This window comes from Luteimonas sp. FCS-9 (assembly GCF_001014645.1).
Taxonomy (GTDB): domain Bacteria; phylum Pseudomonadota; class Gammaproteobacteria; order Xanthomonadales; family Xanthomonadaceae; genus Luteimonas.
On the sequence record NZ_LASZ01000026.1, the window covers coordinates 21997 to 38306 of the forward strand.

The window sequence follows — 16310 nt, forward strand, 5'->3', positions numbered from 1 at the left end:
TCAGAAGCCGACTTCGACGCCGGCGTGCACGTAGCGTCCGGTCTCTGGATAGGCGTAGAGCGCCGACGTCTCGTCGAGGCGCTCGTCCGTCAGGTTCTCGATGCCGCCGCGCAAGGCGATGCGCTCGGTGAGCCGGTAGCCGAGATCGACCGACCACAGCCGGTAGCCCGGCAGGCGGACGAGGCCTGCGGTGCCGGTCTGCCACTGGCGGCCGGTGTGTTCGAGCCGCAGACCGGCATTCCAGGCCGCGTCCGTCCAGCGCAGCGCCGCGTGGCCGCTGCGGAGCGGGCGCCCCGTGAGCGGCTGGTCGGATGCGACATCGCGCGCCTGCAGCCAGCTGTGGTTCGCGCTGAGGCTCCACCCGGCCGGCAGTTCGGCCCGTGCGCCGAGCTCGACGCCCTGCAGCCGCGCCTGCGCGACGTTGACGTAGCTGCGCCGCTCCGCGCCGCGGATCCCGCAGGCCGCGGTGCAGATGGTCTGGATCAGGTCGTCCAGCTCGTTGCGGAACGCGGTCGCCTCGACCGACAGCGCGTCGCCGGACCACCCCAGCCCCAGCTCGTAGGTCGTCACCGTCTCCGGCCGCAGCGCCGGATTGCCGACGATCTCGAACATGCCGCCGCCGCCGATGGCCGCGTACTGCGGCGACAGCTGCTTGAGCGTCGGCGCCTTGAAGCCCGCGCCCGCGCCGCCCTTGAGGGTCACGCCCGAATCGAAGCGCCGCACCGCGTAGGCGCGCGGCGAGTGGTGCCAGCCAAAGCGCTCATGGTGATCGGCGCGGTTGCCGAGCGTCAGCAACAGCACGCCCAGGTCGATCTCGTCCTGCACGAACACGGCCCGGTGCACGCCCGACACCACGCCGGCGATGTTGACCGTCGCGTCCTCCAGCCGCTCGCGCCGCCATTCGGCGCCTGCGCTCAGCCGATGGCGCTCGCCCAGCGGCAGCGTCACGTGCCCGTCGACGGTGTCGTCGGTCAGCGCCTGCGGCCCGGTCGCCGCGCCCACGTCGCGCGCGTTCTCGCGATCGAGCGTCGCCCGCTGGGCGCGCAACTGGCTGTCGCCCCAGCGCCACTGGCCGCGGTGGGCGACGGACGTCTGTGCCCGGTCGATGTCGTCGCGGCTGCGGTACACGTACGGCACGCGCCCGGCCTGCAAGGCATCGCGCACCCGCCGTTCACGTCCGGCCAGGTGCGCAACGTCGATCCTCTGCGTCGCGCTCGGCGTCCACTGCAGGCCCAACCGCGCGGTGTCGGCGTCGCGGCCTTCCTGCTCGGTGAGCCGCGCATCGTTGCGGTCCCGGATCGGCGCACGCTCCAGATGCTCGGCCTGGAACGTCAGGCCCAGCCGATCGGCGAGCAGCGGGCCGGACGCGCTCGCCGAGGTCCGGCTCACGCCGCCCCCGTGCCCGCCGGCAACGACGCCACCGCCATGCCGCAGGCTGCCGTGCCAGACGTCGGTCGCGGCGCGGGTGATGATGTTGACCACGCCACCGAGCGCCTCCGACCCATACAGCGACGACATCGGTCCGCGCACCACCTCGATGCGCTCGATCGCCTCGACCGGGATCCACGCCAGGTCGAAGTCGGCGTGCGCGATCGCGTCGCTGGCCGCGTTGACGCGCTGGCCGTCGACCAGCACCAGCGTGTACTCGCTGTCCATGCCGCGGATGCGGATACCGCGGCGGCCCATGCCGATCCCGTCGAAGGTCACGCCGGGCGTTCCGCGCAGCGCATCGGCCAGGTCGAGCACAGGCCGTTGCAGCAGGTCGTCGCGCGAGATCACCGAGATCGACGCCGGCGCATCGGCGAGCGAGGTCTCGGTGGCCGTCGCCGTGACGACGATAGCGTCCAGGTCTTGGACGGCGGAGTCCGCCCAGGCGGGCGACACGGACAGCAGCAGGCCGGCGACACCTGCGCCGGCTTGGAGGAAGGGATGGGACACGGGACTACCTGATGCAGTGGGGGCGAGCGAGTGGAGAGGAGCGACGCGGCCAGACCGGGGCGCCGCAACAGAGAGGGCGCGGATTTTATACTGGAACGATATAACGTAACAACAAACCGGTATCGGCTCTGGCTCGCGGGCGTCGGTCCGAGCCGTCCACGCGCGCCGACGCGTCGATCGGGCTCCCCATGCCTACACGCCGCGCAGGGGCATCGACTCCCTGCGCGTCGGCGCAGCGCCGTGTCGAGCATCGCAACCACAGTCGTGGGCTTGGGCGATGCAAGGGCGCCGGGTTTCCGTCCCGACGCGCGCATTGCCCCCTCAAAGGATGTCTGGGGAGGCCTGTCGCGCATCTGGCAACGCCATCCGTTGGGCGCGACAAGGGGCCCGCCCTATAATTTCCAGCTTTGGTGGAAAGAACCAGCACGGCGCGACCGTGACAGGCTTTCATTCTTGCGACCAGGGTGGCGAAGATGAAAATGCCGTTTGTTTCGTTGCGTCCAGAGATCACGCGGACACACGCCCTGATTCTGATGGGCTGGTTGGAAGATAAGCGCGTGACGCGCTACCTCAGCGACTCCCGCAGCGTGTCTCGATTCATCGCGCAGGCCGTCGACCGGACGCAGACGCCCATCCTGACACACCTGTTCAATCAGCGCGGCCGATTCTTCATGACCTACGACCGGAACGATGTCCCGGTCGGCTTCGTCCGCCTGGTGAAGACAGGCTCCGAGTGCGAGATCGTCCTGGTCATCGGTGATCAGGACAACTGGGGGCGGGGACTTGGCGGCAGCACCATCCGGGAAGGCCTGAAGCTCGCCTTCCTCGACATGCGGGCCGAGACCGTCATCGCCAAGATTCAGCCTGGCAACATACGCTCGCTCAAGGGCTTCGAGAGCTGCGGCTTTCTGCGAAAAGCCGAAATGCCTACGTTGAACTCACTGTACATGACCTCTGGTCGGTATCTCCAGCTGCTGCGCGAAGGCGTCTTGGCAAAAGCGACCGACATCTACGTCACGGAAATCGACAAAGCCCGGCTCCAGAGCCTGATCGAGTTCGAGCAAGGGGCGGCAGTCGTCGAGCTTGAACACGAGATCGAACGCGCGATCGTCGTGGAGCCGCAGCATGTCGCGCACAACGTCGTCACCATGAACTCCAGGGTCGTGCTGCAGGTGGACCAGGATCAAGCGCAGGTCGAACTCGTCTATCCGCAAGACGCCGATGACCGCTCCGGGAAACTATCGATCCTCTCCGACGTCGGCGCCGCAATCCTGGGCTACCAGGAAGGCGATGCCTTCGACTGGCGAGTGGGTGATCGCACGCGTCGTATCCAGATCGACAAGGTGATCTACCAACCGGAATCGTTCGGGAACTTTCATCTCTAGAGTCGGGTAGGGCGCTGGAGGCCAAGCTTTCCGCCAAGTTGGCCAAGTGTTATCCGGTCGCGTGACGCGGCACGTGAGCAGGCTTACACTCCGTCCCACAGGGGATGGAGCGTTGCATCATGGATGTCAGGGGAGTCGCCGCGTTCGCGGTGTTGTTCGTCGTGTCGGCACCGGCCTTGGCCCAGCACGTCTACAAGTGCGTGAACTGGCAAGGCGCGGTCACGTACCAATCCGAACGCTGCCCCGAAGGCCAGCGCATCGACCGCACCTACGACACGAACCGCGAGATCGAGGTCGGGGGGCGGGTGGTACGCAACTACGTGCCCACGACCAGCTCGGGCGGTGGCCTTTCTCCCACTTACGGCCGGCCGATGAATTCCGATGGGACCGTCAAGTCCGATGCTGGATGTGATTTCGCGCGTGCGATCACCTCGGGTCGCAGTCCGTACCGCACGATCGAGTCGCTCGCTGGCGATGCCGCGCTGCGCTCCAAGTACTGCAACCACACTCGTGGCCCGACCGATTGACTTGATCAGGTGCAGGGCAGAGCCCTGCGGATGCGGCCTTGCGCGGATCCGCCCGAAGGGGCGCTCGCGCCAGTCGCGAAGATCCAAGACCACGACCACGACAAGGACCTTGACCACCTGTCGACCCGTTTTTCGTGACGCGTCTTGAAGACTGGCTCGCTCCAATCGCTGTTCGGCCTCGAGGCGGAACGCCATCGCACGCAGGCGTTCGGTTGTGAAGCGTTCGCCATCCAGGAAGGCGAGCTCACGACCTGCCATGCGCCAGCCGCTCCAAGGCCGTGGAGCTCCGGCCGGTTGTGGACCACGCGGTCGTAGTGTGCGGCGTCGGACTCGTGGTTATGGGTAGCGCACTTTAGCGTGCTCTGAGTAAATTATTGATTTTTCTGAGGCAAGCTGTGCCTATGTACACCCTTGTCTGCGTAGGTCGCCGCACTCCAGCGGGGACGCTTTTCCAAGCTACGCACTCCGGTGGGGACACTTTTGCCGGCTACGCACTCTTACAGGGTCACGCATCCGCACCGACCACAGTCCGATGCGCCCCCTGGGGTGGTGCAGTCCAAGGGGAACTTACTTCCGCCTGTAATGACCCAGCCTTTCCTGCACAGGTCAGGCCGCTAAAGCGTACGCCTCGGCGGGTGTCTTCATACCCAGCGCCTGGTGCGGGCGCCGGTGGTTGTAAAACGCGATCCAATCGCCGATCACCCGCATCGCGTGCTGCTGGCTTTCGAAGCGGTGGCGGTGTGCGCACTGCTCCTTGAGCGTACGGATGACGTGTTCGACCATGCTGTTCTACTGCGGGCAATGCGGAGTGATGAACTCCTGCCTCAGGCCGTAGCTGCGCACCAGTTGGATGTAGTGACGGCTGGTGAAGACCAGCCCGTTGTCTGACCACAGCAGGAACGATTTGGACACGCGTCCGAGCGTGCCGAAGCGCGTGATCAGCGCCTGCTCCAGCGCCCCCGCGGCCGTGGTGGCCTTGCCGGTGCGCGCCAGCTGCCAGCCCAGCAGCTGGCGCGTGTGGCAGTCGATCACGAGCGCCAGCGTGAGCCAGCCATCGCGGCCGCCCCAGATCCGGCACAGGTCGGTGGCCCAGCGCTGGTTCGGCGCTGACGCCACGGACGGCAACGCCTGGATCCGCGGCCGCATGCTCACGGCGCGCTTGCGCACCTGCCAGCCCATGAGCTGGAAGATGCGCTGCACCGTGTTCTTGTTCATGCCGAGCAAGCCGGCCACCGTGCGATAGCCAAACGACGGCTCGGCCTCGATCAGTTGCTTGATCGGCGCGGCCAGTTCGGGCCGCACGACCGGCGCCGATTTCACCGGCCGGTGGTAGACCGTGCGTCGCGGCACCTCGAACCAGCGGCACAGCTGCGACATCGACACCGCTACGCCCTCATCCTGCAGTCCTTGCTGGACCGTGACCATCAGGTCTCGTCCTTGCCCAGCAGGAACTGCAATTTTTTTTCGCGCGCGCAGTTCCAGCATGGCCTCGCCGTAGGCTTCCTGCAGGTCTTCAGCTGCCGCTCGTACTGCTCGCGCACGTGCTCAGGCGTGGCCCGCAGCGCGTTCTCCATGCCGCGCTTGTCGTCCTCAACACGAAATTTGTGTTGGGAGACACAGAATCGATAGTCAAGCCCGATTCCCGGACGTTCCCTGATGTCGTGCGCTCAACCAATCCCAATGATCTGCGTGCGACGCTGAGTGTATAAGCAGGGGGAAAGATTACGCCGCAATCAGGATTTTCCTACGTTGAGTTCGGCAGGAGATCCAATTGACAAGAACAATTTTCTACAGGCGGCCGAAACATCGTTCACGGCGCCTTGACATTCCATTTGCGGCATTGTATACGTTTGTTGCCGAAGCAATCCTGCTAAGGCAAGTGTGAGCAAGGATGAATTACATGAAGAGCCGATTTGAGGACCTGCTGGAAGCCCACGTTGTTGAGTCGTTTAACCTGACTGACGCGATGGCAAACGACTTGGCTGGCGAGTCGACCGATAACGCCACGCCGACCACCATTTGGGCGATTGCGATTATTACCAGCGCGGCAGAGTGCTGATTAGTTAGTTTGGTAGGGCAGATGCTCCTTCATCGGAGCATCTGCTTTAGAGGAGCAGATGCTTCATTGAGAGGCTTCGTGTGTCCCCGTATCTCACTATAGGTGTGTGAGAAAATATACATAAATCCGAGAAAAAGGCAGGCCGGTGGTCATGGGAAGCCTTAATCTCGCATCGTTGTTCGCCTCTGCTTGAGGCAATGAATTATTTATTTATCGCGAATGGAACTCGTGAATGAACAGCGTCGGCTGCGATATTGAAGCGAACTTGGCGCTCTACGAGATTGATCGATACGGAACGACTCGAATTCGAGATCGGCGGGCGCTCTCTAGCGCAGCGAACCTGAAGGAGTCGACTGCGAGGCGACTAGTACTTGAAACTGCATTCTGCAGTGACAGGAATATTACCGAGTTAGAGTCGCTCAACTCGTTCGAGTCTGTCTTTGGTATCGAAAGTGAGAGAGAAAGATTCGTAGCAAAAATTTGTAATCCGCTGCAGAACGAGATCGGTATGAGCCGGTTGGTTCAAGCTTCCGGAGAGCCCGTCAGTCCGCCACTGCTTGAGGTTCATGAGCCAGGCATCGCTATATTCCCCCGATGCGAGCCGTACTTGAATGAACTCAATGTCTTCGAAGACTGGGGCCTGCTGCAGGTGCAACTGCGCGAAGCAGCAGATCTTCTCAGCAAGATTCATTCAATGGACAGCCCGATTGGATTGGAACCGTCGAGACCTAAGGTTGAGATTGGACGATTCCAAAAGATCTCCTTGGAAGAGTACGAACAGCTTCCTGGATTTGAAGTGCACGCCTATGTTGAGGCTGCACAGAGACTGCAAAGGCAACTTCTCTATGTAAAAAAAGTAAATCCGTCGTGCTTTGTTCACGGGGATTTCAAGTTTGACAATGTCGTGTACTGGAAGCGGCGGTTAGTTGCAATAGATTGGGAATCCGCCGGGCTTGGTCACCGTGAGGCGGATCTCGGTATATACATAGGGTGCATCGTATCCATCTGGTTAAAGGAGAAGTCCAGAAGCTACTCGGGTGACGTATCCCAAATACTTTCAGAGGGAGGGACGGGGCTTCGACAGTGTGTCTTGGCATTGGCCAGTTTCTTAAACTATTACTGCGAATGCGGAAGTGCATCAATCAACGTAAGGCTTCTGATGGTTTATATCGGGAATTTTCTTCTCGACCGAGGTCTTATTACGAATATGCTCGGCGGAAGATTTAATCTTGAGACGATGATGTGTTTTAAGCTGGGGCAGCTCATCGTAAGTAAGCCAATCGCTATCTTTAGGGCCTGCAAAGGAATGATCGGTGAAGAAGTTGGATCTAAAGATCTCATTTGATTCGGTAGCCTTGGATGGACAGGTCATAGAGATCCCAGAAGAGCTACGCAGCGAAAGAGGTGTCGAAGAATCACCGAGGCTCGTGAACTTCATTACTCGCGTTGTGTACCTGGTGGCTCATAAACGCGCTAATTATGCGGATTATGTTTCGAAAGCAGCAGTATCGAGCTCATTCGTGAGCGGTGATTCATCGTATCAGGCCCTTATGAAATCCTGCTGTGATTTCGACAAGTGGCTTGATAGCGGATGGAGCCTTGTTGACCACGAAAGAGATGACGGACTCGTCATCCAAAAGTCTGGCTCAAAGGTAAAAGTGAGAGTGTCCACGGAACTCATTGATGAGATCAGACCCTGGGAAGGTGGGGCGCCGAGGGTGACCGTTCGTGCTTCGTGCTTTCGACCTTACTTGAGTCCGGGTTATTTCTTCATTGTTAGTCCGCATGGTGGCCCTGAGACAGAAGAGATCGTGCGTATCTACTTGAACTGCAGTGCGCTAGGGGCATGCAGGTTGATTTTGGACCTGTCAAGAATTTCCCAAGAGAGTAAATTCAAGTTCCACGCGAAGTTCAGAAATAGATCCGACCAGTACCTATACTCGGATGGCGGCGTAATCTACCTCGAGCCTGGGGAGTTCTTGGCTAGAAGAGAGCTTCTGACTGATCTGTTTAAGGTGCATGCCGAGCACTTATCGGACAAGATTTCATACTTTACAGAGCCCTTAGTTCCGGGGGCTGCTTTTGCGGTTGAAAGAGTAGTTAGGGGGCGGGGGGTAAAGAGTTTTGGTGAAAAGAAGTCAGCTGAATTTGCTATAGCCCATTGGCCAGGACATTTCAAAGCGCCCTCGACTCCTGCGGATCGTGGTGCAGCTGTTCCAGTCTGAGATCGATATAAGAAGCGGAGCATGAAGTGATGAAGTTCATAAACATTTACCTAAGCCCGCTTAATGTTTTTGAAGAAATTAAGCGGCACCCCGTGAGCCTCGCCCCTTTGGCAGCGGTTGCGATCCTAACAGCCGGTATGTCAGTCCTGTACTTCATGAAAGTCGATCCGGACTGGTTCATTGATTACACACTGACCTCGTCTGGAAAGCAGATGAGCGAAAGTGAGATGGAGCAAGCGAGGAAGGTGCTGCCAAGCGCTGGGGTCATGGGGTACATCACGTCAGTCGTAGCGCCCATAGTAACCGTGATTGTGGCGCTAGCTTATGCTCTTTATTTGTTTGTGGTGAGCAAAGTTCTGGGGGGCGCAGTATCTTTCGCGCAGACGTTGAGTCTCACGGCTTGGTCGGCGATGCCCCAGGCCTTGGGAGTCATCGTTTCAATCGTTGCCATCGCTATGATGCCTGCGCAGACGAGCCTCGACTCTATGATGCTGACTCACATCGACCCGCTGCTTGTAGAGCTGCCTCCCGCTCACCCTTGGGGCGCATTGGCTAGAAACTTCGATCTGCTCACTATTTGGAGCATCATTCTTGTGGCCATAGGATGGCGCGCTTGGGGCAAGAGCAGCTGGTTGCAGGCTTTAGTGGTGTCGTCGATTCCGGCCGCAATCGTTTACGGCGGGATGGCCATACTCGCGGTGATGAGGTAATCCCGGATCGCAGAGGATTGCCTAGGGTAAATTAATGAAGAACGCACCGAAATGGCTTGCTGCAGTTGCTGTGCTGCTGGTTCTCATCGTCCCCTTGTCTATCAAGAAGAGCAGGGATGCATCTGGTCTCGAAGTGAATGTCGTACAAGCACAGACTCGAGTTCTGAATCCCACTATCTTGGCTTCGGGAACGCTCGCCTATGAGACAGAGGTGAGTCTGACTGCGGAAGTGCTGGCTAGAGTGAGCCAAGTCCTTGTGGAAGAAGGAGACTCGGTGGAGTTCGGTCAACTCCTGCTCAAGCTCGATCCCGAAACTTATAACAACGCTATCAGTCGCGAGGGGGCGGGGTTGCGGCAAAGTCGAAACAGCATTCTGCGCAAGCGAGATGCCCTGCATCTGAAAGAAAAGCAGATTGCGCGGAGCCAAGCGTTGGCTCGAGCGCAACTGATTGACCAGAACAGTCTCGATGAGCTGCTAGACCAGCTAAGCGCAGCTCGTTCTGATCTGGCGGACAGTGAAGAGGCCCTTCGCCGGTCCGAAGCCATTGTGGGTGAAGCATACGAGCAGCGCGCAAAAACCGAAATACGCTCCCCCCTTGCCGGAACAATAATTTCGACATCTATCAAAGTTGGTGAAACGGCGATCCCATCTACATCTGCTTTGGCGGGCGCGCAGCTGATGCGAATCGCAGATACCTCCACTATCCAAGCGGAGCTCAAGGTCGATGAGGCTGACATCGGCAAGGTTACGATCGGCCAGGCGGTCCAAGTGACGCCGTCTGCATTTCCACACCTTACGTTAGAGGGGGCTGTAGAGAAGATTGCGCTTGATCCGACGATTGAGGGACTTGGTCGCGCTTACAAGGTCACGACAACGTTAACAACAGCTCCAAGCGTCCATTTGCGATCTGGAATGAGCGTGAGGGCAGATATCCAACTTGGTGACGGTACGGAGCGGCTTGCTGTTCCCGTCGAGGCTGTGGTGAGCGAGGCAGATGAGCGCGGCTCTGTGGTCCGTTACGTGTGGATCGTTGAGGGACGCGCAGCGAGAAAGCGGGTTGTAGAAACCAGTGGGTCCGATGACCGATGGGAAGAAGTAACTAGAGGCCTGGTTGCTGGCGATCAAGTCATCACCGGACCAGCTAGGACTTTGCGCGCACTCATCGATGGTGAGCGGATTGCCCCCAAGCTTTCCGAGCAGAAAGTCGCAGGGAACTCGTCGGTTGCGAGCACCAGATGATCTCTCTTCGGGGTATCGAAAAGCGATACGAGATGGGCGGAGAAATCGTCAAGGCTCTCGACAGCGTTGATCTTGATATAGGACAGAACGAATACGTAGCGCTGACTGGTGCGTCAGGTTCCGGGAAGACAACGCTTATGAACATCATAGGCTGCCTGGATACGCCTACCGCCGGCAATTACCAGCTAAACGGGCGAGATGTGAGTTCCTTAGATGAAAGCTCACTAGCTAGCGTGCGAAATCAGGATATCGGATTCGTATTCCAAAGCTTCCACCTACTGCCGCGTCTGACAGTTGTTCAGAACGTAATGCAGCCGCTTGTGTACCGCGGTATTCGCGTCGCTCAGCGCAAGGAGATGGCTATTGAGGCGCTTGTCCGCGTAGGGCTGGGTAATAGATTGAACCACCTTCCGAATCAGCTCTCGGGAGGGCAGCGCCAACGTGTGGCCATCGCCCGCGCCATGGTCGGAAGTCCCGCTATCCTGTTAGCCGACGAGCCAACGGGGAACTTAGACCTGCGGACAACAGCAGAGATCATGGAGCTTTTTCACTCCTTGCATGCGTCCGGGAACACCTTGGTCGTCGTAACTCATGAACCCGATATCGCAGCGCATTGTCATCGCACTCTGCGCGTGAGCGAGGGCAAGATCGCGGAAGACATCAGCAGGCCTGGTGGCTCTAAATGAACTTGACGCTAGAGTCATTACGGTCAGCATTTTCAAGCTTGCTCGCTCATAAGCTGCGTAGCCTGCTTACGATGCTTGGAATCATGATCGGAACCGCAGCTGTAATATCTGTTGTATCGCTTATGCACGGATTTTCCGAGAAGATTCGGGGGCAGTTTGCCGACATGGGTGGTGGGACACTGACACTTCGCGCGGAGAACAATAACGAGAATTTTAGAACAGGAAAGATCAACAATATAACATTCGCCGACGTCAGCGCCCTTCGTCACAATGTTCAGGGAATAGACAAAGTTTCGCCAATGATGCTGGTTCAGTCTGCAGGCGCTAGCTACCAAGGGCGCAATGCTTTGCCACAGATCATTGGCACAAGTTCAGATCGACAGGACGTAACTGGCCAGTATCCAGAAGTAGGCCGCTTTATTGTGGCGAGTGATGACCTCAGAAACCGACGAGTCGCGGTGATCGGTCAGCAGCTCCGCGATGAGCTCAGTATGCCCGAGAACCCGGTCGGCCACTTCCTGATGATCGATCGCGAGTGGTTCAAAGTCGTAGGAATGATGCCAAAAAGGGGGGAGATCCTAGGTTTTAGTCAAGATAACTTTGCAATGATTCCCTTCGAGGTCGCGCGCTCGATGATGGGGAATGTCCAGGACCCAGTTATACAGGCGACTTTCACCGCTTCTAACGTCGAAGAGATTGATCAGCTCCGCGACCGCGTCAGGCGCGTTATTCGCCACTCGCGAAGGATTGCTGTTGGTGAAGAGGACGACTTCAAAGTGGAGGCTGCCGACTCATTTGTTAAGCAGTTTGACGAGTTATCCGGCGCAGCCACAGTCATTCTTGGGGGGATTGTAGCGATATCTTTGCTAGTTGGCGGAATCGGGATCATGAACATCATGCTTGTGTCGGTTACTGAGCGCACTCGTGAGATAGGTGTTCTCAAAGCGCTAGGCGCAACTCGGCAGATGATCTTGTTGCAGTTTCTGTTCGAAGCTGCACTTTTGGCATTGGCAGGTGGCTTGGCTGGAATCTTTGCCGGATACGCTATCGGCGCGACGATTTCCTCAATGGTGCCAAGCTTCCCGCCTGCTCATGTTCCACTTTGGGTCGTGTTCGTGTCTGCGGGATTCTCCGCGGTCGTTGGGGTGGTGTTCGGAATAATGCCTGCTTCAAATGCAGCGGGCTTGGATCCTGTAGAAGCGCTTAGGTATGAGTAGCACGTCCTGGTGCGTGAAGTGCAAGAAGAAGGGGGGGGGCTTGTGATACTTAGCTCCACACGGCTATCTCGAGGCGTGTTCTTCAACACATGGCATGACCGCCGAAGGTCGCTGCTCGTGAAATCATTCTCGAGATCGTCTCCGCACTTCATTGACACTGTGCATGGCGCCTCGGGCGACGCACTCGTGATGCCGCTTTCGCTTCGAGGCGCGCGCAGGCATCGCTATGTGTATGAGATGAAAGCGCATTTCACCAGGCTGGTCGAAACAGACATTTCCGCGATCACCCCAGAGTTTGGACCCTCGCTAGTTGAGGCCTACAAGGACGCCTCCCAGCAGATCGAAAAATTGGAAGGTAGGAATCTCAGCGCTCCTCAGTTCTGCAGGTACCAAGGCGAAGCGGGGCTAACCTCAGTGCTAGCCGAATGCCTTTCAGGGAATACAGATGCACTGAGTCGGCTGCACTCTGCGTCGTCAAGTATCGATCGGAGCGTAACTGTAATCGCGCTACACGGCACCTTCTCCGTTGCGAACATCTTGACAGACCAGTTTAGCAACAGGGCGCGCATCATCTACGACAATGGGAGTTTTATCGGGCCAGTCGAGTATGACCTTGCGACTTTAATCGAAACATTTGTAGACCTCGCAAATAAGAAACGACTCACGGGCCAAGACTCGGGGGCTGTAGATAGATTCTTAAGTGCGCTTGTAAGCGCCTTCGAATCCGAGTTTAAGATGGATCGGCAGGTGCTTCGAGACATCACACTTTATCAGTATGTTGGTCACATCAATTTGTTCCAAACGCTGTGCTCGCACGCGAGCAGGCCCCTGGTGCCGTCCGCAACGTACGCGAAGCTGATTGCTACATTTATCAGGACGATGGATGAACTGATATGAAGAAGATCGTTCTGGGTGTTTGCGGCTCGTTGGCAAGTACAGCTATGCCGGCTTACGTATACGTTCTGAAGTCCAAGTTCAAGGAATCTCCTATAAGCGTTGTGCTTACCGAAAGTGCGCGATACTTTCTATCCGAAGGCGCACTTGCTCATATACCGGGCGTCGTGGTTGTTGGGCCAGATCCGCTCGGAAAGATAAGGGTCAATCACTCCGAGGTCGTTAAAGATTGCGGCCTTTTCATCGTTCTACCTGCGACCGGCAACTTCATAGGGAAGGTGGCAAACGGCATCGCAGATGATCTACTTACTACGTGCTTCATGGCATACAGAAGCCCGAAAATTGTATTTCCGGCAATGAACTCGGACATGCTTGCCAGTCGTTATGTGCAGAAGAACATTGAGACGCTTCGGAGTTTCGGAGAGAGAGTTGTTCTAGGAGGGAATGGCATATCGGTTGCGACGGGTGAGAGTGGTCCTGGTGCGTTACCGGATGTCAGGGAGATCCTCGATAACATCGATCTTTTCATTGCGGGTGAGGAAGACATCTCATGAAGGAGGCGATTCAGGAGGGGCGGGTCGACCAGCTGAGCGGGGCGTTTAATATTGCCTTTCCTGGGGGCGGATACCACCTTTCAATCGTGGTACCAATCCATGTGGTGGACAATAGCGGCGTCTTCCACGCTATTGAACATCTCATAGTCACGCACTCGGATCTGATGCGGCTGTCACAAGAACTGCACGTTGAGAATTTCTCTGCAAAAACTTCACCTGCGTGTGTCGAGTTTGCGTTCTCAAGCGGGTGCAAGGATTGCTTTAGGTCGTTTACAAAGCACTTACTGACCGCCGTTTTTTATAGCAAGTTTACGATCGTTGATTTCGAGCGCGAGGTCTACCGTACTCATGCAGGCGGGCATAAAACTCCTGGCGTTATCATCAACGAGATGCACAGGAGCTCATCAGCAGAGCAAAGGCAGATCGCTCTGGCGATTAGGAAGTTCTCGCTTGCCGGCTCCAGCTATGGATTTAATAGCGGGGGTGTGCCGGAAGAGATCTACGGCATCTCGTTTTTGAGCTTGCTAGAACAGTACGCCGCTTGCTTCGTACCTGCGCGAAGCACTCTTATCACGGTCATGGATGGCGAATACGATGAGTTCCAAGCGTTTGTATCGTCAATTCTTTGCGAGCTCGCTGTTGCGCAATTCGATTGTCGAGGAAGTGTCGCGAATAATGTAAAGACAATAAACCCGCTGAAGCGCAACAACACGGGGCATATCTACTCGGCTAAGGACGATGACGCATCCCTATGGTGCAAGGTCTGGCGATACGAAGGCGAAATCGACTACTACACGCGAATCAAGCTCGGAATTGCGTTGAAGTATGCTTTTGGCCACTCGGATCTTGGGCTGTTTCGAAAACTGAGACAGCTTCCAGGAGCTCAGGGGTTAGCCGGATTCAACGGATTCGAATCGAAGTTTCCCATCCCTTTGATGGTGGTGACGTTAAGGCTTGGCGCGCTGATGACGCATGACATAGAGCGCTACATCGACGAATCGCTTCAAGATATCTGTGATCAAGAGGTCGACGCTGACTACATGGAAACCGTAGCCAACTCGCTCTTAGAGGCGCCACCTCTCGACTTCATGACTGGGGAGACAAGAGGACGGCAGTTGCTGGGGGATCTCCGTGTCCACTTGGAGCTTGGGTATGAACCAGGGGAGTTGGCGCTCCTTGGTTCGCACGTAGAACATGCTCTGGACTTCTTTCTCATTGCCGGCAACCTTGGCACATTCCTGCGCGAGCATCTTGGCCATCGGTGCAGCTCGTCACTGATCGAACTTAGTTCAGTGCGCATGAATAGACCAGAGCCGCTTGCCGAAGATATTCCTTACCAAGATCAAGTATCGAGATCTACAAAAGCGAATGAGGTAATCCGATGCAGCGCCATTCTGCCCGGATCGGGCGCATCCGCCGCCCCATCAACATCATCTAAAGAAGTAGTCCACGCATTCCAGATCCGCTACTTCCCAGGATTGAAAAATGAGCAACAAATTTTTCTACCTCTGTTCTCCAAGTATGCTACAGACATTCAATATACGACGCGACAAGGCGGTGATTTAGGACGGAGGCCGGCAGGCTCTAATTCTATTAATAATACGTTTTTTCGCGTGGATCCGGGCAGATCACAGAGGTGCTTTTCCTATAATCAGTTCTATTCCAGATATTTGGAGTCTGAAAAGTCCTACTTCGATCAGCATCTAATCTATTGGTTTGAAAATCTACGCAAAATCGATAAGGGACGGTTCGTGCGGTCGTGGAAGGAGTTCGTGGCTGAGCGAAAAACTGCGCTAGGAAAACATGGGCTTGCACTAGCGTGTGTGCAGGCGGCGAGCGCCTCGTCTCAAGAAAGTGCTCGAAAGACTCAGTCAACGGGACTCGAGTGCTTTGAATGGATTGAGAACGTTGAGTTATTCAACAATCTTGTTGACGAGGTCTTGCCGGATATCTTCAATGCGCTGCAGCGTTCCGGAGTCTGGGGTCTGGAAATTCGAGAGGACTTTCCGATGCAGGTGAGATCTCACTACTCCCCGGGCGGAAGCGACTTCAGCGGCTTACCTGAGGCTCATGCTGGTGCAGGACCGCTACCAGGTGTCGTTAGAGAGCTATGGCTTTGCAACGTGAGCTACTCAACCGTTGTGGTTTCGATCCCGGTTAAATCGTTTGCGCGACGGGACATATTAAGCATTCGAATCGCAGAGATCATGATCAGTAGATGCGAGTTCATGTCCGCTATGCGAGATCGAGGATCTTATAGCTCGGGCGTCAAGTACAACGAGGCTGAGGGCGTATTTCAGTTCTATTCGGACGTTACTTTTTATCCAGAGATGGATCTTGAACTAATGATGATGTCATGCATCAGTTATCTTCATAGCGTTCGCGATGAGAATATAGTTGCTGATGTCGCTCGCGAGTTGACAAGACAGAGAATTGCTTTAACCAGAGTGCCAGATGAGGCCTTGTCCAAACACTTGATCTCGATTTTCGGAAGTTCTGAGAATTCATCGTGGGATGATTTCACTGTTGAAGATATAGATGTGCAACAGTTTTCTTATGGGATGGATGGGGTGTTGGATCTTTCAAATCCAAGTATTGTGATCATTAGCGATCGCGTGCTGCCATCTGTCGTTGCGAAGTATCAATTGCGTGTTCGAGAAATTATCTAATTCTAGTTGTGTCGAGGAATTATTATGAACCCCGTGGACAGGACGTTCAGAGTGGTAAGTTTTTTCACTGGTCTGAGCTTTGGTATGGTTCTGCCTGTCTTGTTTATTTTTCTCAAAGGCAAGGGCATATCGAACATTGAGCTCGCAGTCCTCGCGGTGACCGCAACGGTTACGGCGACGTTGTTTGAACTGCCCAGCGGAAATAT

The 16310-nt window shown here is 56.6% G+C and carries 15 protein-coding genes and 1 pseudogene; 12 read left to right on the forward strand and 4 right to left on the reverse strand.

Annotation, left to right across the window (positions count from 1 at the left end; all coding sequences use genetic code 11):
- Positions 1–1938, reverse strand: a complete 1938-nt coding sequence (locus WQ56_RS16050; protein ID WP_231583445.1) for a TonB-dependent receptor — start codon at positions 1936–1938, stop codon at positions 1–3.
- A 473-nt stretch (positions 1939–2411) separates the two neighbouring features.
- Here WQ56_RS16050 and WQ56_RS16055 point away from each other — a divergent pair, with 473 nt between their 5' ends.
- Together WQ56_RS16055 and WQ56_RS16060 are read left to right on the forward strand one after the other, a co-directional pair.
- A complete protein-coding gene (locus WQ56_RS16055) occupies positions 2412–3323 on the forward strand; it encodes a bifunctional GNAT family N-acetyltransferase/nucleoside diphosphate kinase regulator (RefSeq protein ID WP_047138152.1) in 912 nt (303 codons plus the stop codon).
- A gap of 119 nt (positions 3324–3442) precedes the next feature.
- A complete protein-coding gene (locus WQ56_RS16060; RefSeq protein WP_047138153.1) occupies positions 3443–3850 on the forward strand; it encodes a DUF4124 domain-containing protein in 408 nt (135 codons plus the stop codon).
- Between the two features lie 606 nt (positions 3851–4456).
- On the opposite strand, the gene WQ56_RS19395 is transcribed toward WQ56_RS16060, so the two are convergent.
- The 3 genes and pseudogenes from WQ56_RS19395 to WQ56_RS16075 all read right to left on the reverse strand — a co-directional run.
- On the reverse strand, positions 4457–4633 hold the full coding sequence (locus WQ56_RS19395) for an integrase core domain-containing protein (protein ID WP_047138162.1): 177 nt from the start codon (positions 4631–4633) through the stop codon (positions 4457–4459).
- A gap of 6 nt (positions 4634–4639) precedes the next feature.
- Positions 4640–5275 carry a DDE-type integrase/transposase/recombinase gene (locus WQ56_RS16070; protein WP_231583446.1) on the reverse strand — a complete coding sequence of 212 codons (636 nt, stop codon included), beginning with the start codon at positions 5273–5275 and terminating at the stop codon, positions 4640–4642.
- A 27-nt stretch (positions 5276–5302) separates the two neighbouring features.
- Positions 5303–5445 (reverse strand): annotated as a pseudogene (locus WQ56_RS16075) (DUF1153 domain-containing protein); the annotation flags it as partial.
- A 305-nt stretch (positions 5446–5750) separates the two neighbouring features.
- Between WQ56_RS16075 and WQ56_RS18845 the strand changes: the two are divergent.
- From WQ56_RS18845 to WQ56_RS18860, 10 genes are all read left to right on the forward strand, one after another.
- Complete coding sequence (locus WQ56_RS18845; protein WP_156170589.1) at positions 5751–5909, forward strand: hypothetical protein; 159 nt, start codon at positions 5751–5753, stop codon at positions 5907–5909.
- A gap of 232 nt (positions 5910–6141) precedes the next feature.
- Positions 6142–7254: an aminoglycoside phosphotransferase family protein gene (locus WQ56_RS18280; protein WP_082132478.1), complete on the forward strand. Its 1113-nt coding sequence runs from the start codon at positions 6142–6144 to the stop codon at positions 7252–7254.
- Positions 7223–8134: a T3SS effector HopA1 family protein gene (locus WQ56_RS18850; RefSeq protein WP_156170590.1), complete on the forward strand. Its 912-nt coding sequence runs from the start codon at positions 7223–7225 to the stop codon at positions 8132–8134. The genes WQ56_RS18280 and WQ56_RS18850 overlap by 32 nt, the downstream gene beginning before the upstream one ends.
- Positions 8135–8163: 29 nt before the next feature.
- Positions 8164–8844 carry a YIP1 family protein gene (locus WQ56_RS16085; RefSeq protein ID WP_082132479.1) on the forward strand — a complete coding sequence of 227 codons (681 nt, stop codon included), beginning with the start codon at positions 8164–8166 and terminating at the stop codon, positions 8842–8844.
- Positions 8845–8878: 34 nt separating this feature from the next.
- Positions 8879–10084 carry an efflux RND transporter periplasmic adaptor subunit gene (locus tag WQ56_RS18285; protein ID WP_082132480.1) on the forward strand — a complete coding sequence of 402 codons (1206 nt, stop codon included), beginning with the start codon at positions 8879–8881 and terminating at the stop codon, positions 10082–10084.
- Complete coding sequence (locus tag WQ56_RS16090) at positions 10081–10770, forward strand: ABC transporter ATP-binding protein (RefSeq protein ID WP_047138156.1); 690 nt, start codon at positions 10081–10083, stop codon at positions 10768–10770. The genes WQ56_RS18285 and WQ56_RS16090 overlap by 4 nt, the downstream gene beginning before the upstream one ends.
- Before the next feature lie 71 nt (positions 10771–10841).
- Positions 10842–11987, forward strand: a complete 1146-nt coding sequence (locus WQ56_RS18290; protein ID WP_255350618.1) for an ABC transporter permease — start codon at positions 10842–10844, stop codon at positions 11985–11987.
- Between the two features lie 237 nt (positions 11988–12224).
- Positions 12225–12884, forward strand: coding sequence for a hypothetical protein (locus WQ56_RS18855; protein WP_156170591.1), 660 nt, complete (start codon positions 12225–12227; stop codon positions 12882–12884).
- Positions 12881–13435 carry a flavoprotein gene (locus WQ56_RS18295; protein WP_082132481.1) on the forward strand — a complete coding sequence of 185 codons (555 nt, stop codon included), beginning with the start codon at positions 12881–12883 and terminating at the stop codon, positions 13433–13435. Before WQ56_RS18855 ends, WQ56_RS18295 begins: the two co-directional genes overlap by 4 nt.
- Positions 13432–16104, forward strand: a complete 2673-nt coding sequence (locus WQ56_RS18860) for a hypothetical protein (protein WP_156170592.1) — start codon at positions 13432–13434, stop codon at positions 16102–16104. The genes WQ56_RS18295 and WQ56_RS18860 overlap by 4 nt, the downstream gene beginning before the upstream one ends.
- Positions 16105–16310: the final 206 nt, after the last annotated feature.

Bases quoted from the DNA above. Each gene is read 5' to 3' on its own strand.
- WQ56_RS16055 (WP_047138152.1), top strand. From the start codon at position 2,412: ATGAAAATGCCGTTTGTTTCGTTGCGTCCAGAGATCACGCGGACACAC.
- WQ56_RS16060 (WP_047138153.1), top strand. From the start codon at position 3,443: ATGGATGTCAGGGGAGTCGCCGCGTTCGCGGTGTTGTTCGTCGTGTCG.
- WQ56_RS19395 (WP_047138162.1), bottom strand. From the start codon at position 4,633: ATGGTCGAACACGTCATCCGTACGCTCAAGGAGCAGTGCGCACACCGC.
- WQ56_RS16070 (WP_231583446.1), bottom strand. From the start codon at position 5,275: ATGGTCACGGTCCAGCAAGGACTGCAGGATGAGGGCGTAGCGGTGTCG.
- WQ56_RS18845 (WP_156170589.1), top strand. From the start codon at position 5,751: ATGAAGAGCCGATTTGAGGACCTGCTGGAAGCCCACGTTGTTGAGTCG.
- WQ56_RS18280 (WP_082132478.1), top strand. From the start codon at position 6,142: ATGAACAGCGTCGGCTGCGATATTGAAGCGAACTTGGCGCTCTACGAG.
- WQ56_RS16085 (WP_082132479.1), top strand. From the start codon at position 8,164: ATGAAGTTCATAAACATTTACCTAAGCCCGCTTAATGTTTTTGAAGAA.
- WQ56_RS18285 (WP_082132480.1), top strand. From the start codon at position 8,879: ATGAAGAACGCACCGAAATGGCTTGCTGCAGTTGCTGTGCTGCTGGTT.
- WQ56_RS16090 (WP_047138156.1), top strand. From the start codon at position 10,081: ATGATCTCTCTTCGGGGTATCGAAAAGCGATACGAGATGGGCGGAGAA.
- WQ56_RS18290 (WP_255350618.1), top strand. From the start codon at position 10,842: ATGCTTGGAATCATGATCGGAACCGCAGCTGTAATATCTGTTGTATCG.
- WQ56_RS18855 (WP_156170591.1), top strand. From the start codon at position 12,225: ATGAAAGCGCATTTCACCAGGCTGGTCGAAACAGACATTTCCGCGATC.
- WQ56_RS18295 (WP_082132481.1), top strand. From the start codon at position 12,881: ATGAAGAAGATCGTTCTGGGTGTTTGCGGCTCGTTGGCAAGTACAGCT.
- WQ56_RS18860 (WP_156170592.1), top strand. From the start codon at position 13,432: ATGAAGGAGGCGATTCAGGAGGGGCGGGTCGACCAGCTGAGCGGGGCG.